Below are 23101 nucleotides of genomic sequence, written 5' to 3' on the forward strand. Positions count from 1 at the left end.
GGTGGGCGGCCCGGATGCCGGACCGCCCACCGCGTTCACCACCGTGCGGGAGGCGGGGGCGGCGACACGGGTGGCCGGTCGTCGCAGGTGATGGTGTTGGGCAGCAGCCACGGTGCGAGCCACCCGCCGTCGTTACCGCCGAGGTCGGTCACCGTGAACTCCGAGCCGGCCGCGGTGAAGTGGAACGATCCGCAGTTGTTGACGCCGACCGCGCCGACGTTGCGGGCGTCCACGTTGGCGAACGAGGCGGAACCGGCTGTGCGGGCGCTGACCACCGAGGTGCCGGTGCCGTCGACCCGGACGTCCCGGAACCGCACGTCGGAGATCGAGTAGAGGTCCTTCACCGGCCAGTCGCTGACCAGCATGATCGCGTTGTACGTGTTGTCCAGGTACGCGTCGCCGGTCACCTCGATGCGCGCCTCGATGCTGCGGTCCAGGGCGAAGAGCCAGATCGCCCCCAGGCCGATGTTCCAGTTCAGCTCGTACGTGCCGGCGCGGGCGGTGGTGTTGTCGGTGAACCGCAGGTGCCCGGTGAACGGCTCCGCGCCGAAGCGGGACCCGGCGTGCAGGCCGCTGCCCTCACGTACCGGGTCGGCGACGAGGTTGTGCGAGACGGTGGTGTCGGTGCCGCCGTAGATGGCGATGCCGTTGGCCAGGGTCGGTGACTGCACGGTGTTGTGGTCGAACGTGTTCCGCGCGTTGGCCGTCTTCTCCGACCACATCGCCAGGCCGTCGTCGCCGGTGTTGCGGACGAAGTTGTGCGCGACCAGGGAGTCGGTCACCCCGGTGTGGAAGTTGAGAGCGTCGGCGATCTGGTCGACGATGATGGTGTTGGTGACCCGGACGTTGCGCATCGGGCCGTCGAACCAGATGCCCACCTTGGTGTGGTGCAGGTAGAGCCCGTCGATGGTGGAGTCGCTCATCGCCCCGCCGATCGCGTTGACCTGATCGGTGTCGATGCGCTCCCGCACGTCGCCCTCGATGGCGAAGCCCGAGAGGTGCACGTTGCGGCTGCCGCCGTCGGCGGCGTCCCGACCGTAGAACCCGACTCCGGTGTGCACCGAGCCGTCCGGCGCGGGGGCCGGCAGGGCGACCTCGCGGCCCTTGATGATGGTGTGCCAGTTGCCGGCGCCCTCGATGGTCACGTCGTCGACGACGACGTGCCGGTTGACCTGGTAGGTGCCCGGCGGGATGTACACGGTGAGGTGGGCGCGCCGGGCGAAGGCGATGGCCCGGTCCAGTGCGTCGGCGGAGTCCCGCCGGCCGGTCGGGTCGGCGCCGAAGGCGAGCACGTTCGCCGCGAGCAGCCGGACACGCGGCGGAGCGACCAGTTCGGAATCGAGCAGGTCGATGACCGTCCAGGCGGCGGCGCTGCCGGGCGGCGCGGTGAGCCGGATCTTGTCGCCGGCCCGGTACGTACGCCCGAGCAGGAGTCGCTGCTCGTCGTAGAAGTGGGTGGGCCGGAACGGTGTGCTGATGCTCGGGTACGGCGTGGTGGCCGCCGGTACGCACTGGCACTCGGTGATCCACCAGTCCGGGTGCAGCAGACCGGCCTGCGGGTCGTTGGTGAAGGGGTACTGGTTGTAGAGCCACGAGTACTGCGAGGTCAACGTCATGGTGCGCAGGTGCTTGCCGTTCACCGCGACCCGCAGCGGTGCGGTGATCCCACCTCCCTGCGGCGCGTCCGGGATGCTGTACCGCACGGTGATCCCGTTCGCCGCGCTGGGCAGGACGAACTCCACGTACTCCCCGGGGGTGAGCCGGACCGCCCGGCGGCCGGAGGCCTCCGCGGGCAGGGTGTAGGCGGCCCGGTCCGGCCCGATGATCTCGCCGTTGGTGCGGGCGTTCTCCGCTTCCTGCTCCAGGAAGTCGACGTCCGCGCCGCGCCCGGCGACCAGCGCCGGGTCGAGGGCGGCCCGGGTGACCACCGGCCGCGCGCCGGCGGCCCCGGGTGGACTGGCGGCGGCCGAGGTGGGCCCGGCGACCAGCACGGCGAGACCGGCCGCGAGCGCGACGGCGGTGCCGCCGGGCCGGCCGGGGCGTCCCCGCGCCGGCGTGAGGCTGCGAAACATCGGTGACCCTCCTGAGTGGGTGGTGGTGGTGGAGGTCCGCCCGGCGCCCCCGACGCCCGACATTGATCGTCATGATGCAGCACCGACCATGGCGCTGCAAGACATCTATCGAGAAACGAAAATAAGCGACTATCGGGCCGCAAGAAATGGACGGTTGTCGAGTTGAGGTGTTGCGCGTCGCCCGCCCCGACCAGCTCACACCGGGCGTAGGCTGATCCGCGTGGATCAAGAAGACCGGATCGCCCTCTTTCTCGACTACGAGAACCTCGCGTTGGGCGCGCGTGACCATCGCGGCGGCGTGGCCTTCGACTTCCGGCCGATCGCCGACGCGCTGGCCGAACGGGGCCGGGTGGTGGTCCGACGGGCATACGCCGACTGGTCCTACTTCGACGAGGACCGCCGGATGCTCACCCGCTCCCACGTCGAGCTGATCGAGATCCCGCAACGGATGGGCGCGTCCCGTAAGAACGCCGCGGACATCAAGATGGCGGTCGACGCGATCGAGTTGGCGTTCGAACGCGACTACATCTCCACCTTCGTGATCTGTAGCGGTGACAGCGACTTCACCCCGCTGGTGCACAAGCTGCGCGAGCTGAACAAGCGGGTCATCGGCGTCGGGGTCGAGGGGTCCACCTCGGGGTTGCTGCCCCCGGCGTGCGACGAGTTCCTCTACTACGACCGGCTGGAGGGCGTGGACATCCCGCCGACCCGGGGTGGGCGTGCGCGCCCCGCCACCCGGCAGGCCGGCGTGGAGCAGCGCCCGCCCGAGCCGGAGCAGGAGCAGGAGGTGGACCGTCGACCGCAGGAGGCGGAGCCCGACCGGGACGCGGACACGCTCGCCGTGCAGGTCGCCCAGTCGGTCGCCGGCCTACAGGGCAGCGCCAACGGTGAGGTCACCGCGTCCCGGCTCAAGCGCACCCTGCTGCGCAAGGATCCGACCTTCAGCGAGTCCGACTACGGCTTCCGCACCTTCGGTGAGCTGCTGCGCCACCTCGCCGAACGCAACGTGATCGAGTTGGCCGAGGGGCCGGCCAAGGGTGACCCCGAGGTCTCGCTGCCCGAGCACGGCGACCGCGAGGTGGCGTTCGGCCTGCTCCGGGGCGTCGTGGCGGACCTGGGTAGCGGCGGCAACCCGGTGGCGCTGTCCGGACTGAAGAATCAGGTACGCCGGGCCCGCCCGGACTTCAGCGAGAAGAAGCTCGGCTACCGCAGCTTCCTGCAGTTCTGCAAGGCCGCGGCCACCGCCGGCGTGCTGGACCTCCGCTGGAGCCCCGAAGCCGACGACTACCTCCTGACAACCCACCCCTGACCTTCCGCCTCCCACCCCCGCCCTTCCGCGTTGATCAAAAAGCTTGCGTCATCCGGGGCGCGATTCGTGACGCAAAGTTTTTGATCAACAGCGCGGGGTGGTGGGAGTTGCGGGGGTGGGGCAGGGTGGGGTTCTCCTGATGCGCAACTCAGGAGGGGAGCGCCGCCCGTTATGGTTTCGAACCGTCAACGGTTGGGCCGAAATGCGCCCGGATTGTCGCCTTTGCCCCGGTCCGGTCCTACCTGCGCCGTACCCTCGGCGCGGGAATTGCTATACGGTCGGCGAATGAAGGTGGAGGAGCACTGGTGGAACGGAGACACGACCCCGCGCGGGCGCCGGGACGTGTACATCCGTACTGACGGGCAGGGTTGGGAGGTCCGCGCCCAGATCGGTGGGGCGTCGGGTCGTGAGCGGGTGCAGCAGTGCCCCAGCCGGGCCTCGGCGGCCATCCTCGCCGACGCCTGGCGCGGCACCCACCCATCCTGGCGCGAGCTGAAGCAGCGCTGATCCGGCACCGGGCCGGGTCGGCAACGCTCCCGGGTTCCAGCCCGGCGCGCCCGCCGACCGGCCCGGCGCTCGGTACGTTGGTCCAGCCGCAATCGCTGCGCGGTTCACCCGCTGACCACGTCCAGCTCACAGTCACCGCTTCTGAAGCATGACGGAAGCAACGTCTGCGAAAAGCGCCAACGCCCAATCCAGTTGCGAGCAGCTGTCGCGGCCTTGGCACTCGAGGCAGCCGCCAGCTCGTGTCGGCGGCGTGATCCGATGGAAGGTGCCGAACGAAGGAACCTTCACATGCCCATACCTACCGGCGGATACCGCGAGGTGGCTGAGGATCTCGCCGCTCGGATCAAGAGCGGCGAGTACGCGGCAGGGGAGCGTCTGCCCACGTACAGCGAACTATCGGACCTTTACGACGTCAGTGTGACCACGGTCCAGCGCGCGATCATTGTTCTTCAGACACGCGGCCTGGTGGTGGGTCTTCAGGGCCGTGGTCTATGGGTCGCCGAAGACCTCGGATCTCTGTGATCAAGTGATGAGAAGTGGGTCCAGGCAGGCGGATTCAGCTACTTCTCGTCACTTGATTAAGGAATGGCGGTAGGTCTCTGTGTCTCCGCCCGCAGGTCGGGTACTCGGAGGTCTGCCGGTCGCGCCCGATGGAGGTCGCCCATGTCGCAGGGCCCCGACGAGGAGAACCCCAGGCTCGACGAGGAGATCCGGGAGGCCGAGCGCCGGCTCGCCGACCTCACCACCTCGTCGGATGACGCGCTGACCGACGACGACGCCCGGGCACCGGACGACGCCCCCTCGGAGAAGAACGCCGACTAGGGGCCTGCCCGGCATCCTGCCGGACAGGCCCCGAGGCCGGGTCAGCGCTTGAGCGTGAAGGTGAAGTCGCCGGAGTGCCTGCTGCTCAACCGGGCCGCCGAAACCACCTTTCCCTCGGTGATGAGTCGGTCGATCTCGGCCCGCGGCAGACCAGAACCCTCAGCGATCAGTCGTGCCGGGCGGACCGGTATCCGCGCCGCGTTGCGGACCTCGACCTCGATCACGTCCAGGTCCAGGTCCAGATGATCCGATCCGCCGGTGTCGAGACGCCAGGCCCCGGTCCAGTCCAGGGCGAACCGGTTGCGGTGCTGGACGTCCGGATCCTGAAGCAGTTCGGCGGTCAGGCCGGGATCGTTGGCGTGAAGCCGGTCCAGCAGTTCGGATGGGATGGTGCGCACGGTCATCCGTTCCAGGACGGTGAGCTTCGCCGTCTCCCCGCACTCGGTGCAGAGCGCGAGCAGCCAGGTATCGATGAGCTTGTGGTTGGCGTTGACCCGGAACTTGCCGCTCGCCCGAAGGCGTTGGGATGCGCACCCGTGGCAACGGCGGTTGATGATGGGCAGGCAGGTGGGCACGACGGCCCAGCTTTTGAGCACAGAGGTACACCGGTTTCAGTGAGAAGTCCGCAGCAAAAAGGAGCGCGGCGCACAGGCGCGACGCGCGACAGATCAGCTCTCGGGAGGTCTCACAGGGTGTACAACGGCACGTCCTTGCCTAGACGATCTGGTTGCGCAGCACGATAACGGCGCACGGCGGCGCCGCTCCAGCGGTTTTCCGCGTACGCCTCAGCAGCCCAGATGGCGGGACGTGCGGACCGGTCAGACGGTCGGGACCGGCAGCACCACGCCCTCGGCCGCCGACCGGTGCGCCAGCTCGATCAGCTCGACCGTGTGGACCGAGTCCCGAGGGTCCACCGGCATCGGTGTGCCGTCGCGCAGCGCCGCCGCAACCTGTGCGTAAAAGCTCTGGTACGCGCCGGGCGCGGTCGGCACCGGCCGCAGGTCACCGTCGACACCGAGCAGGCCGTAGCGCTCCGGCGGGACCTCGCCCCAGCCCGGCTGGTCCGGTCGGCCGCCGTCGTGCAGCGCCGCCTCCTGCACGTCCAGCCCGTAGCTGGTGTAGCCGGCCCGGTCGCCGAGCACCCGCAGGCGCGGCCCGAGCTGAGCGGTCACCGCGCCCATCCACAGGTGCGAGTGGACCCCGTTGGCGTGGGTCAACGCCACGAAGGCGTCGTCGTCGACGGCTGCGCCCGCGCGGCGACGGTCCACCTCCGCGTAGACGCGGTCGACCCGGCCGAAGAGCTGCACCGCCTGGTCGACGAGGTGCGCACCGAGGTCGAAGAGGGCGCCACCGGCCTCCTCCGGGCCGGCAAGCTCCCGCCAGCCCGGCTTGATCGTCGGACGGAACCGCTCGAACCGGGACTCGAAGCGCAGTACCCGCCCCAACTCTCCCTGCTCGACGAGGCGGCGGACGGTCAGGAAGTCGCCGTCCCAGCGCCGGTTCTGGAAGACCGTCAGCGGCACCCCGCGCTCGGCCGCCTCGTCGATCAGCGCGCGGCCCTCCGCGGCGGTCGGGGAGAGGGGCTTGTCGACGACGACCGGCAGGCCGGCGGCGAGCGCCGCGCGCGCCATCGGCACGTGCTGCCGGTTCGGCGTCGCGACCACGACCAGGTCCAGGGCATCCGGAGTACGCCACAGCTCGTCGGCGTCGTCGACCAGGCGGGCGTCCGGGAAGTGCTGTCGGGCCTGCTCGCGCCGCTGCGGATCACGGGTCACGATGGCGTCGAGCCGCAGCCCCGGGGTCGCGGCGATCAGCGGCGCGTGGAACACCCGGCCCGCCAGCCCGTACCCCAGCAAACCAACCCGCAGCGCCTCCGTCATGCCGTGCCCCCGTCTCCCCGGGCCGTGTCCTGGTGACGGCGACCCCGCTGATCGAATCTACGCCCCGGGCGGTCGTGCCCGGTCGCGGCCCGGCGCTGGTCAGCTCACGGGGTCGGCGCGCAGATAGGTGAGGACCGCGAGCACCCGGCGGTTGGTGTCGTCGCTGGGTGGCAGGTCGAGCTTCAACAGGATGTTGCCGACGTGCTTGCCGACCGCCGCCTCGCTGACGTGCAGGCGGCCGGCGATCGACGCGTTGGAGCGCCCCTCGGCGAGCAGCGCCAACACCTCGCGTTCCCGGGAGGACAGCGCGGCGAGCGGGTCACGGGGGCGGTGCAGAAGTTGCCGGACCACGTCCGGGTCGATGGCGGTGCCGCCGTCGGCGACCCGGCGCAGCGTGTCGACGAACTCGGTGACCTCGGCGACCCGGTCCTTGAGCAGGTAGCCGACCCGTTGGCCGTCGCCGCTGTCCAGCAGCGCCGCCGCGTACCCGGTCTGCACGTACTGGCTGAGCACCACGACCGGCAGGTGGGGTCGGTCGGCGCGCAACGCGACAGCCGCGCGCAGCCCGTCGTCGCGGCGGCCCGGCGGCATCCGGATGTCGGTCAGCACCAGGTCCGGTTGGTGTTCGCGGGCCGCGGCCAGCAGTTCCGGTGCGGAGCCGACGGCGGCGCAGACGGTGAAGTCGAAGCGGGTCAGCAGCGCCACCAGACCCTCGCGCAGCAGCACCTCGTCCTCGGCGAGCACCACCCGGGTCACCGGCGGCATGGCAGCTCCACCCGGACCACTGTAGGCCCGCCGGCCGGGCTGGACAGCAGCAGTCGGCCGCCCACGGCGGCGACCCGGTCGGCGAGCCCGGTCAGGCCGGTGCCCCGGGCCGGGTCGGCGCCGCCGTGGCCGTCGTCGGTCACCTCGACGACGAGGTCACCGCCGGCCCGGGTGAGGCGGACGTCGGCCCGGGTAGCCCGGGCGTGCCGGGCCACGTTGCCCAGCGCCTCGGAGACCACGAAGTAGGCGGTGGTCTCCACGATCTCCGGCAGCTCGTCGTGCAGGTCGGCGCGCACGGCCACCGGGATGGTGGCGGCGTCGGCCAGTTCGCGTACCGCACCGGCCAGGCCGAGGTCGGTGAGGCTCTGCGGGCGGATGCCGTGCACCAACTGCCGCAGCATCACCATCAGGCCCCGGGCCTGGTCGTGTGCCACGGCGAGGGGCCGGGCGGCGGGGGAGTCCTCGGGTACGTCCAGCCGGGCCAGCCCCAGTTGCAGGGTGAGGCTGGTGAGCCGGGGCTGTGCGCCGTCGTGCAGGTCGCGTTCGATACGGCGGCGTTCGGCCTCGTACGCCCCGACCAGTCGAGTGCGGGAGCGGGTGACCTCGCGCAGCGCCGCCGTGTCCACCGGGTTGGCCAGCGACCACCGGGCCACGGCGGCCTGGACGGCGGCGAGCAGACCGACGCCGTACCAGAGCACCGGGATCAGCAGCACGCCCACGATCGCGTACGGGACGGCCTCGCCCGTGCTGTCGATCGGCTGCCAGATCACCACCGGCTCGTTGGCGTCGCCGGCCAGCCAGGGGCTGGAGATCATCCCCAGGTCGAGCAGCACCAGCAGCAGGAACACCCAGTACGCGACCGGCACGAACCCGCCCAGCCAGAACAGGTACGCCACCTCCCGCCAGGTGGCGGCGCTGCGGTAGCGGGCGGCCAGGCCCGGCCACGGCGACGAGGGCAGCGGACGGTTGTCGACGAGCCGGACCCGCCACCGCTCGACGGCGGCGACCGCGAAGCTCAGAATCGGGGCCAGCGCGACCAGGATGACGCTGCCGGTGATCAGGAACAGCATCAGCGCGATGCTCGGCGGTCGGCCCTGCCGCCGGAGCGCGTTGACGGCGGGCAGCAGGGGTCCGCCGATGACGAGCAGGCCGACGCCGAGCACCCCGGCGATCGGCACGGTGGTCACCAGGTAGGCCAGCGCGCGCCAGGGCCACGCGGTGAGCAGCCAGCTGCGGCGGCGCAGCGCCGCGGCCAGGCGCGAGGGGGGGTCCGTGGTCATGCCGCAGACGCTAATCGGCAGCGAACGGGTGCCCCAGCCGTCCAGATCCACTCTTCGAGGTATGCCCAGCACTACCCGGCGAACGGGTGTGCGGGGTTCGGAAAGGGGAAGAACGGGCCGTCACGCGGCCCGCGTGACCTGTGTCGGCGGCGGCTGGAGAGACATGGGTGCCAGAACCTTCGTGGTGGTCGGCGGGACCAGCGGCCTCGGCCTCGCGGTGGCCCGACTGCTCGTCGACGAGCACCGGGTCGTGGTGTTCGGCAACGTGCCGGCCGAGGTCGCCGCCGCGACCGACGAGCTGGGTTGCGACGGGGCGGTCTGCGACATCTCGTCCTACGAGCAGGTCCGCGACTCCTTCGCCGGGGTGGTCGAGCGCTACGGCACCATCGACGGGGTCGCGGCCTGCGCCTCCATGTGGGCGGGCGGCGACCTGGGCGAGCTGTCGGTGGAGCACATCCGGCGGGCCGTGGAGATCAACGTCCTGGGCATCACGTACCTGCTGCGGGAGGCGGTGCGGCACCTGCACCGGCAGGGCCAGGGCAACGTCGTCTACATCGGCGCACTGGCGTTGGCGGCCCCCCGGCCCGGCATCCCCGTCTACCGGGCCACCAAGAGCTACGGCAACAGCCTGGTCGACTCGCTGGCCGAGGCCCAGCACAGCAACCGGGTCAAGGTGATGCAGTTGCACCCCGGGCCGATGCCGACCCGACTGCAGGAAAGGGTGGGCGCCGAGTTCCTCGACGAGGTGTACGCCATGCCCGAACAGGTCGCCACCGAGGTCGTCCGGTTGCTGCTGCTCGAACCCGACGACCTCTACGTCTCCGGTGAGCGCGTGCTGCGCGCGGACGGGCGGTGGTGACGGCCGCAGCCGGACCCGCCGACCGTCCGGCCTCGGCGTGGGCGCCGCTGCGCACGGCGGTCTACCGCAACCTGTGGCTGGCCCTGCTCGCCGCCAACATCGGCACCTGGATGCAGACCGTCGGTGCGCAGTGGCTGCTGATCAACCATTCCAACGCCCCCACCCTGGTCGCGTTGGTGCAGACCGCCAGTCTGCTGCCGGTGCTGCTGCTGGCGTTGCCCGCCGGGGTGCTGGCCGACAGCTTCGACCGCCGGCACCTGCTGATCGCCGTGCAGCTGTTCCTGGTGGCGGTGGCGGTGGCGTTGACGCTGCTCACCCTGACCGACCGGATGCCGCCTGCGCTGCTGCTCACTCTCACCTTCGCGTTCGGGGTCGGGCAGGCGCTGACCCTGCCGGCCTGGGCGGCGGTGATCCCGGAGCTGGTGCCGCAGGACCAGCTGCGGTCGGCGTCCGCCCTCGGTTCGATCAGCGTGAACGTGGCGCGGGCGGTCGGGCCCGCGGTGGCCGGTGTGCTGATCGCCCGTACCGGCGTCGCCCCGGTCTTCGGCATCAACGCGGTCGCCTTCGGCGTCTTCGCGTACGCGCTGTGGCGCTGGCGGCCCGACAACGCCCGCGCGGTCGAGGTGCCCGAGCGGTTCACCGCCGCGTTACGCGCCGGTAGCCGCTACGTCCGCCACTCGCCCACGGTACGCCGGCTGTTGCGCCGCGCGTTGGTCTTCGTGGTCCCGGCCAGCGCGTTGTGGGCGTTGCTGCCGTTGGTCGCGAGTCGCCGGCTGGGGCTGGGCTCCGGCGGGTACGGGGTGCTGCTGGCCGCCCTCGGTGTGGGCGCCATCGCCGGCGGTGTGCTGCTGGCCGTGATCCGCACCCGGCTGTCGGCCAACCAGCTCCTGCTGATCGCCGGGGCCCTGTTCACGGTGGCGCTGACGGTGGTCGGCACCGTGCCGGTGGTGCCACTGGTGCTGCTCGCCCTGCTGCCCGCCGGGATGGCCTGGGTGACAGTGCTGGCAAACGTCAACGCCGAGATGCAGCTCTTCCTGCCCAGCTGGGTACGCGCCCGGGGCCTGGCCGTCTACCAGGTGTGCTTCGCCGGTGGGCAGGCGGTCGGCGCGCTGCTCTGGGGGTTGGTGGCCGACATGGCCGGGCTGTTCATCGCGTACCTGGCGGCGGCGGCGCTGATGCTGCTCGGCACCCTGACGAGCCGGATCTGGCCGTTGCCCGACCTGCGGTCGGTGAACCGTGAACCGGCGGCGTACTGGCCACAGCTGCACCTGGCGCACGAACCGGACCCCGGGGTGGGGCCGGTGCTGGTGACGGTGCAGTACACCGTGCGGCCGGAGCGGGCCCGACAGTTCCTGGCGGCGATGGACCTGGTGCGTGGCGCGCGGCAGCGGACCGGGGCGATGCGCTGGGGGCTGTTCCGCCCGGCCGAGACGGTGGATCGCTTCGTCGAGGTGTATCTGGTGCCGTCCTGGGACGAGCACCTGCGCCAGCACGGCGGCCGGTTGACCGGTGAGGATCGCGCGGCCGAGCAACGGGCCCGGGAGCTGACCGACGGGGAGCCGGAGGTCCGACACCTGGTGCCCGCCGCCGCCGGCCCCACGCTCTCCGACGACCGCGAGGCGCTCTGACCGTTGCGAGCACCGTCAACGCGAGCAACGGTCCACGCCGGACGTCGACCGGTTCGCCCAGCAGCGCCGCGCCCAGCCACTCGGCGAAGGTGGCCGCCGCTCCCGGTACGACGTACGGCACCTGCGGTTAGCATGGCGGGACTATGGCGACTGAGCGTAAGACGACCGCGGACCCGGCCCGCAGCCTGGCCCTTCTCTGGCGCACCCGGGAGCCGACCAGCCGCAGCGCCGGCCCGGCGCTCAGCGTCGACCGGGTGGTCCGGGCCGCGATCGACATCGCCGACACCGAGGGGCTCGACGCGCTGACCATGCGCCGGGTCGCCGAGGCGCTGGGCGTCGGCACGATGTCCGTCTACACCTACGTGCCGGGCAAGGCCGAACTCGTCGCCGTCATGATCGACACCGCGTACGGCGAGATGCCGCGACCCGCCGTCGAGGGCGACTGGCGCACCCGGCTGGAGCGGATCGCCCGCGACAACCTGGCGCTCTACCAGCGCCACCCCTGGATGCTGCGGGCCGAGACGACCCGACCGGTCCTCGGCCCGCACCTGATGGCCAAGTACGACTACGAGCTCGCCGCGATCGTCGACATCGGGCTCACCGACGTCGAGATCGACGCCGTGCTCACCCTCGTGCTCGGTCACGTCAAGAGCGCCGCGCGCGCCGCCTCCGAGGTGGTCGACCTGGAGCGCGAGACCGGCATGACCGACGGCCAGTGGTGGCAGTCGCACGCGCCCTGGCTGGAGCGGTTCATGACGGCCGGCGCCTACCCGATCGCCTCCCGGGTCGGTACCGCCGCCGGCCAGCAGCACGGCGCCGCGTACGGCCCGGAGTACGCGTTCGAGTTCGGTCTGCAACGCGTCCTCGACGGGATCTCGGTGGTGGTCGCCGAGCGGGCGGCCAACCGATAGCCAGGCCGGGTGCGGGTCAGCGCGGCGCGCCCCGGTCCGCCGCCCTGCCGACCCTGCGGGCCAGCCGGGCGAGTGACCGCGCCGACGGGCTGCCCGGCTCGGCGTGGTAGATCACCAGCGACTGGGTGGTGCCGCTGATGGTCAACTTCTCGTAGCGCAGCGCCAACTCGCCAAGCTGTGGGTGTTGGAACACCCGCACCCCACCGCCGGCACGGGCGGTCACGTCGTGTCGGGCCCACAACCGCCGGAACCGCTCGCTGCCGGCCGTCAGCTCCTCGACCAACTCGATGAGGCGGGGGTCGTCCACCTCCGGGCCGACCTGTGCGCGCAGGCCAGCCACCGCGTTGGCCGCGACCGCCGTCAGAGCCGGGTAGAGCGCGGGCACGCTGGGGTCCAGGAAGACCGCGCGCAGCAGGTTCACCCCGGCGGTGAAGATCGGTGCCAGCGCGGTCGCGACGGGATTGGCGAAGAGCACGTCCAGGTGCCGCCCGTGTACGAAGGCGGGCGTCTCGGCCCACGAACCGACCAACTGCCGGATGCCCACCGGCACCCGCTCCGACGGTCGCGCCCTACGGCGGGCCGGCACCGGCCGGGCCAGGCCGTGCAGATGCGCCGCCGCGTCCGCGTCCAGCAGCAGCGCGCGGGCCAGCGCCTCGACCACCTGCGTCGACGGGTGTCGGTCACGCCCCTGCTCCAACCGCAGGTAGTAGTCGGCGCTGATGCCGGCGAGCAGGGCAGCCTCCTCGCGCCGCAGGCCGGGGACCCGTCGACGGCCGTGCGCGGGCAACCCGACGTCACCCGGGCCGATCAGCTCGCGCCGGGCACGCAGGTATTCGCCGAGCGGGCCGGACGTGCTCACCCGCCCATCGTAGGAGCAGCCACCGGCCGCCCAGCCTGGTCCTGTCACTACCAGGAAAAACAGGGAACCGGCTAGCCCCGGCCCCCGGGGTGACAGTGTCGGGGTAAGCGTGATCGAGAGACGGGACAGCAATGACAGAGCGCATCACCACCCCCTTCGGTTTCGCCTCGACCGCCGACGAGGTCCTCGCCGGGGTCGACCTGACCGGCAAGCGGGCCGTCGTCACCGGCGGCGCCGCCGGTATCGGCGTCGAGACGGCGCGTTCGCTCGCCGCCGCCGGCGCCGACGTCGTGCTCGCGGTCCGCCGGGTCGCGGCGGGTGAGCAGGCCGCCGCCGACATCGCGGCCAGCATCGGCGCGCAGCGGGTCACCGTCCGCGCGCTGGACCTGGCAGACCAGGAGTCGGTACGCCAGTTCGTCGCCGACTGGGACCAGCCACTGCACATCCTGGTCAACAATGCGGGGATCATGGCGTTGCCCGAGCTGGAGCGCACCGCCGAAGGCTGGGAGATGCAGTTCGCCACCAACTTCATGGGGCACTTCGCGTTGACCGTCGGCCTGCACGACGCCCTCGCCGCGGCCGGCGGCGCCCGGGTGGTGTCGGTCAGCTCCAGCGGCAACCTCTTCTCCCCGGTGATCTTCGACGACCTGCATTTCGCGTTCCGGCCCTACGACCCGCTGCTGGCCTACGGGCAGTCCAAGAGCGCCGAGGCGCTGCTCGCCGTGGAAGTTACCCGCCGCTGGGCGGGCGAGGGCATCCACGCCAACGCGCTCAACCCGGGTGCCATCGCCACCGGCCTGCAGAAGCACACCGGGGGCCTGCGTACGCCCAAGGAACGGCAGAAGACCCCGCAACAGGGCGCGGCGACCTCGGTGCTGCTCGCAGCCTCCCCGTTGCTGGACGGCGTCGGGGGTCGCTACTTCGAGGACTGTGCCGAGGCCCCGGTCGTCAGCGAGCGGCCGGCCGACTACAGCGGCGTGGCCGGTTACGCCGTCGACCCCGGCAACGCCGAGCGGCTCTGGGCCGTGGCGTCCGACCTGATCGCGCGGCGCGGCGTCGGCACCGGCCGCTGACCACGACGGCCGGGCTCGGCGGAACCAGCCCAGGCCCGGCCGTCCGGGTGGTACGACTGGGGCGGCGGTGGCAGCTGCGGCCGGGGAAGGATGGCGATGGCGGGCAGGCTCCCGGGACGGCTGCTGCTCCGGCGGGAGAACCCGGGCAAGGCGTCATTCCTGGAGCTCTTCTTCGACCTGGCGTTCATCTTCGCGCTGACCCGGTTGTCCCGGGCACTGCTCGACGACCTCAGCTTCACCGGTGGCTTCCAGGTGTTGCTGATGTTGGCGGCGCTCTGGTGGGTGTGGTTCGTGACCGCCTGGTCGGCGGACTGGTTCGACCCCCGGGCCCCGCTGATCGTCATCCTGCTGATCTGGGTGATGTTCGGCGGCCTGCTGATGGCTGCGGCGGTGCCCACCGTGTTCGACGGGGGACACGCCATGGTGTTCGCCGTCGCCTACGTCGCCATTCACCTGGGCCGGGCGGCGATCCTGATCCCCGCCCTGCGTGGGCATCCGCTACAGGTGCGCAGCCTGCGGGTGGCGGTCTGGTTCGCGATCTCCGGCGTGCTCTGGGTGGTCGGGGCGGCCGTGGCCCCGGCCCGGGAGGTGCTCTGGGCACTGGCCATCGTGTTGGAGTACTCCCTGGCCCGCCTGCGCTGGCCGTTCCCGGGGCTGGGACGGAGCACCTGGCCGGAACTGCAGGTGAACGGCAGACACCTGTCCGAGCGGTACCAACAGATCTTCATCATCGCCCTGGGCGAGTTGATCCTGACTTCCGGCGTCACCTACAGCGATTCCGGCCTGGACCGGGACAGCACTGTCGCCTTCGCCCTGGCGTTCGTGACCGCGGTGGCCCTGGCCCGGCTCTACCTGGTGCCCGCCGGCGCGCGGCTCGGTGCCAGGATCGAGGCGGAGGGCCCACCCGGCAGCAGGTTGACCCTGCTGGCCGGCTACCTGCACCTCGTCATGATCGCCGGGGTGCTGGCCACCTCGGTGGCCATGGAGATGACTATCGACGACCCCCGCGCAAGCGACTCGGGGCAGCTGGCCGTGGGCGTCATCGGCCCAGCGCTGGCCCTGACCGCCCGGATCCTGCTCGCGGCGGCGGTCGACGGCAGCAGGCCCTGGGCGCGGCTGGTCGGCGTGCCGGCGATCATCGTGGGCGGGCTGGCCACCGTACGGCTTCCGCAGGTGGCCAGCAGCGCTGTCGTCGCCGGGTTGCTGCTGCTGATCGTCATCATCGACGCGATGCCGGGAATGTGGCGATTCATCCGTCAGGTCCGTGAGCGCGACGCACCCGACCAACGGCTAGCCGGGTAGCCGCCCCGATGCCGGCGAAAGGACCACCCCACGACGACCAGCCGCGACGATCCGACGTGGTGGAGTTGCGGGTGCACGGTGTGTCCGGGGCCGACCCCACTGTCATCCTCGACCGGCCGCAGGTCCGGCAGGTCGCCGGCGACGACAGCGGGGGCTTCCACCGCGACGCCCGATCGGCCGACGCCGAACCGGGCGGGGTGACGCTGGAGGCGTACCGCTGGGGTGACCTGCCAACCGGCACCGTCGGCCGGACCCTCGCTATGGTCTTCCTGCTGCCGTTCATGCTCGGCAACGTGGCGGTGTGGATGCGACCCACGGGCCGCCGCCGCGCAGCCGGGGTCGACGTGCTGTGTCGGCTCCTCGCGCTCAACCTCACCGTGTTGTACGTGGTGTCCGTCGCCGGGGTCGCCCTGGACCTGATCGCCTGGCGGTGTCTCGGCGCGGCCCGCTGTCGCCCGCCCTTCGACACGATGGCCGGGCTCGACGGCCGGGACGTCGGGGAGCGGCTGGCCGTGCTGGCGCTCCTGCCGATCGCGGCGATCGCGCTCCTGTGCCTACTCGGCAACCGACGGCCCGGCCGGACAGAGCATCCACTGTGGGCAATGGAGCCGTTGGTGCGCCGGCTGCGCGCGATCCATGTCGCCGCCGCGCTCGCCGTACTCGATCTCGTGCTGCTCACGGCCCGCCACGTCGGCGGCGCGACGTTCGGGACGACGCTGCTGCTGGCGCTCAACGCGGTGGTGCTGCTGGCCTGCGTCGGCCTGCTCGTCGCTCCGGGGGTGATCGACCGGCCGGCGACCATGCGAACGGCCAGCTGGACCGCCCGCGCGGCGGCCGGCCTGTGCGTGGCGACCCTGGTCGTCGTGGCGGCGGACCCGCGGGGCTGGTCGCCGGCGACCGGACTGCCCGGCTACGGCGGAATCGCGGGCGGGGCACTGCTCGGCCAGATGGCCCTGCTGGTACTGCTCAGCGGGGTGGTGCTGGGGCACCACGGTCGGGTGGGCGGCCGGTCCGCGCTGCCCGGTGGTCTGGGGGCGGCGGTCCTCGCCACCATCGCGGTCGGCCTGGCCGGCGGGCTCTCCGCCGACCTCGTCTACCAGAGCGGGGAGTTGCTCGGCGGCTACCGCGGTGCCGCGGGGCCACCGTTGCCGTACCGCTGGACGCTGCTGGCCTTCTTCCTGCACTTCGTCGCGGCGGCGCTGCTGTGCGCCGCGATGACGGTCGTGTCCCGGCGGCGTCGGCTGCGGGCGGCGGCGGCCATCACCGCCCACGACTTCCCGGTCGTGCCGCCGGAGGCGGTCGGTCGGCTGCGGGTGACGACGAAGACCGTCGCCCGGGCCCGGTTCACCGAGTGGTTGGGTCTGCTGGCCGTCACGTACGCGGCGCTCGGGGTGGTCGGCCTGACCACGAGTCTGGTGGGGGGCACCGGGCGTGATCCGGAGGAGTTGTCGCGACGGTTCCTCGGGCTGCCGGCCGGAGTCGTCGAGATGGGGCTCAACGGGAGCAGCTACCTCATCGCCGCGTTGGCGCTCACACTGCTGGCCGGTGGTGTATTCGCCTATCGGACCGGCTGGTTCCGTCGGCACGTCGGCATCCTGTGGGACCTGGGCACCTTCTGGCCTCGGGCCGCGCATCCGTTCGCGCCGCCGAGCTACGCCGACCGTGCGGTGCCGGAGTTGGCCGACCGGATCAGCCAGCTCGCCGAGCGTCACGTCGGGGTGCTGCTCTGTGGGCACAGCCACGGGTCCGCGCTGCTCGCTCTCGCGGTGCTGCGGCTGCCCCCGCAGGTAGGTCGACGGGTCGCCCTGCTCACCTACGGGTCACCGCTGGACCGCCTGTACGCCCGGCTCTTTCCGGCCTACTTCAACGAGGAGATGCTTCGTGAGGTGGGGGAGCGGGTCGGCTGGCGGTGGCTCAACCTCTGGCGGGACACCGACCCGGTCGGCGGGTGGGTCTTTGCCGCACACCGGCCCGGCGATCCGCCTCCGGACCCGGCCGATCCGGCGAGTCACGTCGACCGGCGGTTGCGGGACCCGACGGACCTGCTGCCGGCACCGGGGGAGCGGTCTGCGCCAGCGCTACGGGGGCATCATCCGGGGGAAAGCGACCCCGACTTCCGGGCGGCGGTGAACGACCTGATCGCACGCCTCCGTGCCGCAGGCTGAGCGGCGCCGGCCGCCGGGCGGCGCCGAGTTGCGCCGAACGCGGGAGTGGTGCTGGACCGCGCCGGGGTCAACGGTCCATCTCGGGGATCCGGTCGGACTCCGCCACCGTCGCGCGGACCTTTCGCAGTGTGGCGTCCGGGGCACGGATGGCGGCCCGCCAGCGGTCCAGCGTCCGGGTGAGCACCCGGACCACGAACTGCAACTGGTTGACCTGCTCGCGGAGCGTGCCCAGCTCGGACCGGGCGCTGAGCGCCTCGCCCTCCAACTGGGTGATCCGGGTCTGCAGCGGTTGCACGAGGGTGAGGGCGGCCTCGGTGAGCGTGTCGGCGGCGTCGGCCTTGAACTTGCCCCGCTGCACCACCACGGCGGCGATCGCGGCCAGGCCGGTGCCGCCGCCGAGGATGCCGAGCACGCTGAGCGCCACCTGCACCCACTGCGGTGCCGCCGGCGGGGATGAGCTGTTCACGTGACACCTGTCCGCAACTGTTCGTAGCTGACGAGTTCGCAGGCGCGGGCCAGACGGCGCAGGTCGATGGCGATCTGTGCGGCCCGCCAGAGCGATCCCACAGTGACGGCCATCACGAACGAGGTCGCGACGAGGGAGTTCCGGCCGGACATGACCAGTACGGCTACCGCGTACATGCCGGTGATCGTGCCGAGCACCAGCACCGACGCGAGTTCGAGGCCGAGCCCGGTGGACAGCCGGCCGGGCCACACGATGCCCAGTAACCCACCCACGCCCACCGCGATCAACCCCAGTTCCCAGGCCACCTGGATGGGTGCCGGCATGGACGTCTGAACTGATGTCGGACGGACGTTGAGGGTCAGCATCAGTACGCCGCAGAGCGACGCCGCGGCCAGGACAGCGATCTCGTACGGCTGGTGGCGGGATCGGATACGAAGGTTTCCCACGGCAACTCCTTGGTCCAGGACCGACGTCCGGCAGTGGCCGGCGGACCAGTGCCGTTGGGTGGGCCGCGCTGTCGGGCGGCGATCCGTGCGGCGAGGCCCCGGTGGTGCGTTGCCCGCTGACGGTCGTTGGGCGAGAAGAGGGAGCGACCAGACGTCGTTGGCTGCCGTTATCTGCCTGTGTAGCACCGATGACCGGTTGCCGTCCACCTGGCGTAACGTCGTATTGCCGCAGGTCAGAGCGCATTCCTGCCGTCTCTGGGCGGCAGGGGCGCGGCAAGCGGCGACCCGGTCGCTCCACGACCTCGCCGACGCTGGGTGTCGGATATCTTGCCGAGGGTGACAGTGGGGTGACCGGGCCGCCGATCGATCAACGCGCGAGCAGGGCGCGCACCGCCCGGAGGACCTCGGCCGGGGCCTCCTCCGCCATGAAGTGTCCGCAGCTGACCGTCTGGTGCTCCAGGTCCGGCGCCCAGGCCCGCCACACCGCCGCCGCGTCGTAGCCCAGCGCCGCGCCCCAGTCCTGCTGGAGCACCGTCACCGGCATCCGCAGCTGGTTGCCGGCCGCCCGGTCCGCGGCGTCGTGCGTCACGTCGATCCCGGCCGACGCCCGGTAGTCCGCGACGATCGAGGGGACCGCCTGGCGGGACGCCCGCAGGTACGCGGCCCGCACGTCCGCCGGAAGGGCCTCCGGGTCACGGGTCCAGATGTCCAGGAAGTGCCCGAAGAACGCGTCCGGGCTGCCGGCGATCAGCTTCTCGGGCAGGCCGGGCGGCTGCGCCATCAGGTACAGGTGGAACGCGACAGCGGCGCTGGTGCCGTGCAGCACGTCCCACATGTCCAGGGTGGGTAGCACGTCGAGCAGGGCCAGCTGACTGATCGCCGCCGGGTGGTCGAGGCCGGCCCGGAACGCGACCAGGGCGCCCCGGTCGTGCCCGGCCAACGCGAACCGGTCGTGACCGAGCGCGCCGGCCAGCGCCACGATGTCGGCGGCCATGGTGCGCTTGGCGTACCCGGTGCCGTCGGTGTCGAGCGGCTTGTCGCTGTCGCCGTAGCCGCGAAGGTCGGGGCAGATGACCGTGTGGTCGGCGGCCAGGTCGGCCGCGACGTGCCGCCACATGAGGTGGGTCTGCGGAAAGCCGTGCAACAGCACGATCGCCGGCCCGGAACCTCCCACGGCGGCGTTGAGCGTCACCCCGTCGGCGACGGTGACGCGTCGGTAGTCGAATCCGTTGATCCTGGGGTCCACGGGGAACCTTCCTGGTGAGCAGTGCCGGCGCGGGCGGTGGCCCGTCGCCGTCGTACCTCGTCGAGCCTGCCCGCCGGTGATCAGCACCCGGTCAGCGTCGGATCAGTGCCGGCCGGGCCGCCCGCCTAGGGTGGTGCCATGACCAGGCAGCTGACGGCGCCCGTCGCGGTGACCTTCGGCGTACTCGGGCCGGTGATCGCCGCGACCCAGCACGGCCCGGTCCCGTTGCGGGGGCACCGGCAGCGCCTGGTGCTGGGCCGGCTGTTGATCGCCCACGGTCGGGTGGTGCCGGTGGAACGTCTCGTCGACGACCTGTGGGAGGTCGCACCGGACGGCGCGGTGGGCGCCATCCGGACCTTCGTCGCCGACCTGCGCCGGGCCCTGGAGCCCGATCGGCCACCCCGGCAGCCGCCCCGGATCCTGGTCACCGAACCACCCGGGTACGTGCTGAAGGTCGCCCCGGACGCGGTGGACGCCGGACGGTTCGAGGCCGCCGTCGGCGAGGCGGCCGACCTGCTGGCGGCCGGCCGTCCCACACCGGCCCTGGCCGCGCTGGACGCGGCGCTCGAACTCTGGCGCGGGCCCGCGTACGCCGACTGCGCCAACGAGTCCTGGGCGGTCGCGGAGATCAACCGACTGAACGAGCTGCGGATGCTCGCCGTCGAACGGCGGGCGGAGGCGCTGCTGGCGGTGGGCCGACCGGACGAGGTCGCCGCCGACCTACCGGCGCACCTGGCCAGCTACCCGCTGCGCGAGGACGCCTGGCGACTGCTCGCCGTGGCCCGCTACCGCGCCGGCCGGCAGGGCGACGCGCTGGCCGCGCTGCGGGAGGCCCGCCACGTCCTGGTGACCGAGCTGGGCGTGGACCCGGGACCGGAGCTGCGACAACTGGAAGCCGACATCCTGGCTCAGGCCCCGCACCTCACCCCACCGGTCGACCGGCCGGCCCTCCCCGGCGTCGGGGAACCGGCTCGACCCGTCGCGGCCGGGCAGCGTCCGTTCGTCGGCCGCGCCGCCGAGCTGGAGCGGTTGCGACGCGCCGCCGAGGCTGCGTCCCGAAGCCACCAGCCCACACTCGCCCTGCTCAGCGGCGACCCGGGCGCTGGCAAGACGGCGCTGGCCGAGGCGGTGACCCGGCAACTCGCCGCCCAGGGCTGGACCACGGCGTGGGGACGCAGCCCGGAGTACGAGGGCGCCCCGCCGGCGTGGCCCTGGACCCAGATCACCGACGCGCTCGCCGGGCCGAACGCCTCCGTCGTCACCGCCGACCCGGAAGACGACCCGGCGGCACCGGCCGACCCCGCCACGGTGCGGTTCCGCCGGCACCGCGCGGTGGCGTCGCTGCTCACGGCGGTCGCCGACCGGGGGCCGGTCCTCCTGGTCCTCGACGATCTGCACCGCGCCGACGGTGACACCCTGGACCTGTTGACCGCGCTGCTCACCGGCCCGCAACCGGCCAGTGGGCCGGTGCTGATCCTCGGCACCTACCGGGCAACCGAGATCAGCCCGGAGTTGACCGCCACCCTGGCCCGCGCCGCCGGGCTGGAGCCGGTCCGGGAGTATCTCGCCGGCCTGCCCGCGTCGGCGACCGGTGAGCTGGCCGGCGCCATCGTCGGGGCGGAACTGGACCAGGCCACCGCCCGGTCGATCCACAGGCGCAGCGGCGGTAACCCCTTCTTCGTCCGCGAACTGGCCCAGTTGTACGCGGCCGCCGGGAAGTCGGGGCTGGCCGCCGTGCCGCCCGGCGTACGCGACGTGATCCGGCACCGGTTGGCGCAGCTGCCCGCCCCGACCCGTACCGTGCTGCGCCAGGCGGCAGTGCTCGGCCGGGACCTCGACCCGGACGTGCTGGGCGTGCTGGCCGGCGACCCGGCGGCAGCGCTGGACGCCGTGGACCGTGCCCTGGCAGCCGGATTCCTCAGCGAGCGGGAGCCCGACGGGCGGCTGCGCTTCACCCACATCCTGGTTCGCGACACGCTCTACGCCGACCTGTCCGCGTCGCGTCGCGCCGCCTGGCACGCGGCCGTCGCCGAGGTGCTGCGCCAGCGGGAACCCGTCGAACCGGCGGCCCTCGCGTACCACCTGCTGCGTGCCGGTGGGCCGGTCGCGGCCGCTGAGGCGTCGAGGTACGCCCGGCTGGCGGCCGAGCGGGCCGAACGGGGCGGCAATCCCCATGAGGCGGCCCGGCTGTGGGGTCAGGCGATCGACGCGTACGACCGCGCCGGTGGGGTCGAGCCGGGCGGGCGGGTGACCGCGCTGCTCGGCCTGGGGCGGGCGCTGGCGGTGACGGGCCGGTTGGCCGAGGCGCGGCGACGGCGCGCCGAGGCGATCGCCGCCGCCGAGTCCACCGGCGACCCCCAGCTGATCCAGGAGGCGCTGGCCGGCTTCGACGTGCCCGCCAGCTGGACGCGCAACGACGACGACGTGCTCTCCGGGCACATCGTCCGGGCCGCCGAACACGCGCTGACAGCGCTCGGCCCGGTCCGCTCGGCGCAGCGCAGCCGGCTGCTGAGCACCCTCGCGCTGGAACTGCGCGGCACCACCACCGATCGTGGCCGCCGTGCCGCCGACGAGGCCGAGGCGATCGCCCGCGGGATCGGCGATCCGGGGCTGGTGGCCTTCGCGCTCAACGCCCGCTTCATGCACTCCTTCCACCGTGTCGGCCTGGCCGACGCGCGGGCCCGGATCGGCGTCGACCTTGTCGACCTGGCCGTCCGGCACCACCTGGTGACCTTCGAGGTGCTCGGTCACCTCGTCCTGGTCCAGGCCAGCTGCGCGTTGGCCGAACGGCCCGGCGCGGACACCCACGCACGCGCCGCCGACGATCTCGCCGAGCGGTACGAGCTGCCGTTGGTCGGCGTCTTCACCAGGTGGTACGCCGCACTGCGGCTGGCGCTCGACGGCGACTCGGCCGCGGCAGCGCGGGCGTACGCCTCGGCAGCCGACCGCACGAGCGCCGACGGCATGCCGGGGCTGACCCGGGGCCTGCTCCCGTTGGCACTGCTCGGCCTGCGGCTGGCCGACACCATCGGCGCCGATTGGCCGGCCACCGGCGCCGGTGCCGACCGGCTGATCACCGGCGCTGACGACCGGGCGGACCTGGACTGGGGTCCGCACGAACCGTGGGTCCGACCATTGCTGCTGCTCGCCGCCGGTGAGCGGGACGCCGCCGCAGCCGCTCTGCGGGCGCTTCCCGAGGGACCGCACGACCTGCTGCGGGAGGTACGGCTCTGCCTCGTCGGTCGGGCGGCGTGCGTCCTCGGCGACCGGGCCACGATGACCCGGGTCCACGCCGAACTGCTGCCGGCCGCCGGCGAGTTGGCAGCGGGCAGCGGGGTGCTCACCGTCGGACCGGTGGCCGGGTACCTCGCCGACCTGGCCGCCGCCCTGGGCCGGGACGAGGAAGCGGCCGAACACCGTCGCACGGCCGGTGCGGTGACCGCCCGCGCCCGTGCCGTGGCCTGATCCACACCCGCGACCACCACAACTTGCCGGTTTCCATCTGACCGCA

The 23101-nt window shown here is 72.6% G+C and carries 20 protein-coding genes; 11 read left to right on the forward strand and 9 right to left on the reverse strand.

All coding sequences use genetic code 11. From position 1 onward, the window contains the following. Window positions 1–35: 35 nt before the first annotated feature. The gene (locus tag QSK15_RS10795; protein ID WP_285794028.1) at window positions 36–2072 is read right to left on the reverse strand and encodes a glycosyl hydrolase family 28-related protein; all 2037 of its coding nucleotides are present in this window, start codon (window positions 2070–2072) and stop codon (window positions 36–38) included. Between the two features lie 220 nt (window positions 2073–2292). On the opposite strand from QSK15_RS10795, the gene QSK15_RS10800 reads away from it, so the two are divergent. The 4 genes from QSK15_RS10800 (at window position 2293) to QSK15_RS10815 (ending at window position 4710) form a co-directional block, all read left to right on the forward strand. Then, on the forward strand, window positions 2293–3381 hold the full coding sequence (locus QSK15_RS10800) for a PIN domain-containing protein (RefSeq protein WP_285794029.1): 1089 nt from the start codon (window positions 2293–2295) through the stop codon (window positions 3379–3381). Between the two features lie 285 nt (window positions 3382–3666). Then, a complete protein-coding gene (locus tag QSK15_RS10805; protein WP_030335934.1) occupies window positions 3667–3888 on the forward strand; it encodes a hypothetical protein in 222 nt (73 codons plus the stop codon). 288 nt (window positions 3889–4176) lie between these two features. Then, a complete protein-coding gene (locus tag QSK15_RS10810; RefSeq protein ID WP_279518370.1) occupies window positions 4177–4410 on the forward strand; it encodes a winged helix-turn-helix domain-containing protein in 234 nt (77 codons plus the stop codon). Window positions 4411–4551: 141 nt separating this feature from the next. Next, a complete protein-coding gene (locus tag QSK15_RS10815; RefSeq protein ID WP_285794030.1) occupies window positions 4552–4710 on the forward strand; it encodes a hypothetical protein in 159 nt (52 codons plus the stop codon). A gap of 41 nt (window positions 4711–4751) precedes the next feature. On the opposite strand, the gene QSK15_RS10820 is transcribed toward QSK15_RS10815, so the two are convergent. The 4 genes from QSK15_RS10820 to QSK15_RS10835 form a co-directional block, all read right to left on the reverse strand. Continuing rightward, on the reverse strand, window positions 4752–5306 hold the full coding sequence (locus QSK15_RS10820; RefSeq protein ID WP_285794031.1) for a DUF1062 domain-containing protein: 555 nt from the start codon (window positions 5304–5306) through the stop codon (window positions 4752–4754). Between the two features lie 222 nt (window positions 5307–5528). Next, a complete protein-coding gene (locus tag QSK15_RS10825) occupies window positions 5529–6590 on the reverse strand; it encodes a Gfo/Idh/MocA family oxidoreductase (RefSeq protein WP_285794032.1) in 1062 nt (353 codons plus the stop codon). A 99-nt stretch (window positions 6591–6689) separates the two neighbouring features. Further along, entirely contained in the window at window positions 6690–7355 is a 666-nt protein-coding gene (locus tag QSK15_RS10830; protein WP_285794033.1) for a response regulator transcription factor, read from the reverse strand. Beyond that, on the reverse strand, window positions 7343–8635 hold the full coding sequence (locus tag QSK15_RS10835; protein WP_285794034.1) for a sensor histidine kinase: 1293 nt from the start codon (window positions 8633–8635) through the stop codon (window positions 7343–7345). The genes QSK15_RS10830 and QSK15_RS10835 overlap by 13 nt, the downstream gene beginning before the upstream one ends. 163 nt (window positions 8636–8798) lie before the next feature. Here QSK15_RS10835 and QSK15_RS10840 point away from each other — a divergent pair, with 163 nt between their 5' ends. The 3 genes from QSK15_RS10840 (at window position 8799) to QSK15_RS10850 (ending at window position 12033) form a co-directional block, all read left to right on the forward strand. Continuing rightward, window positions 8799–9494: an SDR family NAD(P)-dependent oxidoreductase gene (locus QSK15_RS10840; protein WP_285794035.1), complete on the forward strand. Its 696-nt coding sequence runs from the start codon at window positions 8799–8801 to the stop codon at window positions 9492–9494. Continuing rightward, complete coding sequence (locus QSK15_RS10845; RefSeq protein ID WP_285794036.1) at window positions 9488–11122, forward strand: MFS transporter; 1635 nt, start codon at window positions 9488–9490, stop codon at window positions 11120–11122. The genes QSK15_RS10840 and QSK15_RS10845 overlap by 7 nt, the downstream gene beginning before the upstream one ends. A gap of 143 nt (window positions 11123–11265) precedes the next feature. Further along, a complete protein-coding gene (locus QSK15_RS10850) occupies window positions 11266–12033 on the forward strand; it encodes a TetR/AcrR family transcriptional regulator (RefSeq protein ID WP_285794037.1) in 768 nt (255 codons plus the stop codon). A 16-nt stretch (window positions 12034–12049) separates the two neighbouring features. On the opposite strand, the gene QSK15_RS10855 is transcribed toward QSK15_RS10850, so the two are convergent. After that, window positions 12050–12892 carry a helix-turn-helix transcriptional regulator gene (locus QSK15_RS10855; RefSeq protein WP_285794038.1) on the reverse strand — a complete coding sequence of 281 codons (843 nt, stop codon included), beginning with the start codon at window positions 12890–12892 and terminating at the stop codon, window positions 12050–12052. Window positions 12893–13023: 131 nt separating this feature from the next. On the opposite strand from QSK15_RS10855, the gene QSK15_RS10860 reads away from it, so the two are divergent. The 3 genes from QSK15_RS10860 (at window position 13024) to QSK15_RS10870 (ending at window position 17432) form a co-directional block, all read left to right on the forward strand. Continuing rightward, window positions 13024–13965, forward strand: coding sequence for an SDR family NAD(P)-dependent oxidoreductase (locus tag QSK15_RS10860; protein ID WP_285794039.1), 942 nt, complete (start codon window positions 13024–13026; stop codon window positions 13963–13965). A 96-nt stretch (window positions 13966–14061) separates the two neighbouring features. After that, window positions 14062–15267, forward strand: a complete 1206-nt coding sequence (locus tag QSK15_RS10865; RefSeq protein WP_285794040.1) for a low temperature requirement protein A — start codon at window positions 14062–14064, stop codon at window positions 15265–15267. 8 nt (window positions 15268–15275) lie between these two features. Beyond that, window positions 15276–17432, forward strand: a complete 2157-nt coding sequence (locus QSK15_RS10870; protein ID WP_285794041.1) for a hypothetical protein — start codon at window positions 15276–15278, stop codon at window positions 17430–17432. 67 nt (window positions 17433–17499) lie between these two features. On the opposite strand, the gene QSK15_RS10875 is transcribed toward QSK15_RS10870, so the two are convergent. The 3 genes from QSK15_RS10875 to QSK15_RS10885 all read right to left on the reverse strand — a co-directional run bounded on the left by QSK15_RS10875 (window position 17500) and on the right by QSK15_RS10885 (window position 19590). Continuing rightward, window positions 17500–17898, reverse strand: coding sequence for a hypothetical protein (locus QSK15_RS10875; RefSeq protein WP_285794042.1), 399 nt, complete (start codon window positions 17896–17898; stop codon window positions 17500–17502). After that, window positions 17895–18344, reverse strand: coding sequence for a hypothetical protein (locus QSK15_RS10880; protein ID WP_285794043.1), 450 nt, complete (start codon window positions 18342–18344; stop codon window positions 17895–17897). The genes QSK15_RS10875 and QSK15_RS10880 overlap by 4 nt, the downstream gene beginning before the upstream one ends. Window positions 18345–18711: 367 nt before the next feature. Then, the gene (locus QSK15_RS10885) at window positions 18712–19590 is read right to left on the reverse strand and encodes an alpha/beta fold hydrolase (RefSeq protein ID WP_285794044.1); all 879 of its coding nucleotides are present in this window, start codon (window positions 19588–19590) and stop codon (window positions 18712–18714) included. A gap of 138 nt (window positions 19591–19728) precedes the next feature. Here QSK15_RS10885 and QSK15_RS10890 point away from each other — a divergent pair, with 138 nt between their 5' ends. After that, window positions 19729–23055, forward strand: coding sequence for an ATP-binding protein (locus QSK15_RS10890; protein WP_285794045.1), 3327 nt, complete (start codon window positions 19729–19731; stop codon window positions 23053–23055). Window positions 23056–23101: the final 46 nt, after the last annotated feature.

This window comes from Micromonospora sp. NBRC 107095 (assembly GCF_030269705.1).
Classification (GTDB): domain Bacteria; phylum Actinomycetota; class Actinomycetes; order Mycobacteriales; family Micromonosporaceae; genus Micromonospora; species Micromonospora parva.

Excerpts from the sequence above, each read along its gene's own strand:
- QSK15_RS10795 (WP_285794028.1), bottom strand. The coding sequence starts at position 2,072 with ATGTTTCGCAGCCTCACGCCGGCGCGGGGACGCCCCGGCCGGCCCGGC.
- QSK15_RS10805 (WP_030335934.1), top strand. The coding sequence starts at position 3,667 with ATGAAGGTGGAGGAGCACTGGTGGAACGGAGACACGACCCCGCGCGGG.
- QSK15_RS10810 (WP_279518370.1), top strand. The coding sequence starts at position 4,177 with ATGCCCATACCTACCGGCGGATACCGCGAGGTGGCTGAGGATCTCGCC.
- QSK15_RS10815 (WP_285794030.1), top strand. The coding sequence starts at position 4,552 with ATGTCGCAGGGCCCCGACGAGGAGAACCCCAGGCTCGACGAGGAGATC.
- QSK15_RS10825 (WP_285794032.1), bottom strand. The coding sequence starts at position 6,590 with ATGACGGAGGCGCTGCGGGTTGGTTTGCTGGGGTACGGGCTGGCGGGC.
- QSK15_RS10830 (WP_285794033.1), bottom strand. The coding sequence starts at position 7,355 with ATGCCGCCGGTGACCCGGGTGGTGCTCGCCGAGGACGAGGTGCTGCTG.
- QSK15_RS10835 (WP_285794034.1), bottom strand. The coding sequence starts at position 8,635 with ATGACCACGGACCCCCCCTCGCGCCTGGCCGCGGCGCTGCGCCGCCGC.
- QSK15_RS10840 (WP_285794035.1), top strand. The coding sequence starts at position 8,799 with ATGGGTGCCAGAACCTTCGTGGTGGTCGGCGGGACCAGCGGCCTCGGC.
- QSK15_RS10850 (WP_285794037.1), top strand. The coding sequence starts at position 11,266 with ATGGCGACTGAGCGTAAGACGACCGCGGACCCGGCCCGCAGCCTGGCC.
- QSK15_RS10860 (WP_285794039.1), top strand. The coding sequence starts at position 13,024 with ATGACAGAGCGCATCACCACCCCCTTCGGTTTCGCCTCGACCGCCGAC.
- QSK15_RS10865 (WP_285794040.1), top strand. The coding sequence starts at position 14,062 with ATGGCGGGCAGGCTCCCGGGACGGCTGCTGCTCCGGCGGGAGAACCCG.
- QSK15_RS10870 (WP_285794041.1), top strand. The coding sequence starts at position 15,276 with ATGCCGGCGAAAGGACCACCCCACGACGACCAGCCGCGACGATCCGAC.
- QSK15_RS10890 (WP_285794045.1), top strand. The coding sequence starts at position 19,729 with ATGACCAGGCAGCTGACGGCGCCCGTCGCGGTGACCTTCGGCGTACTC.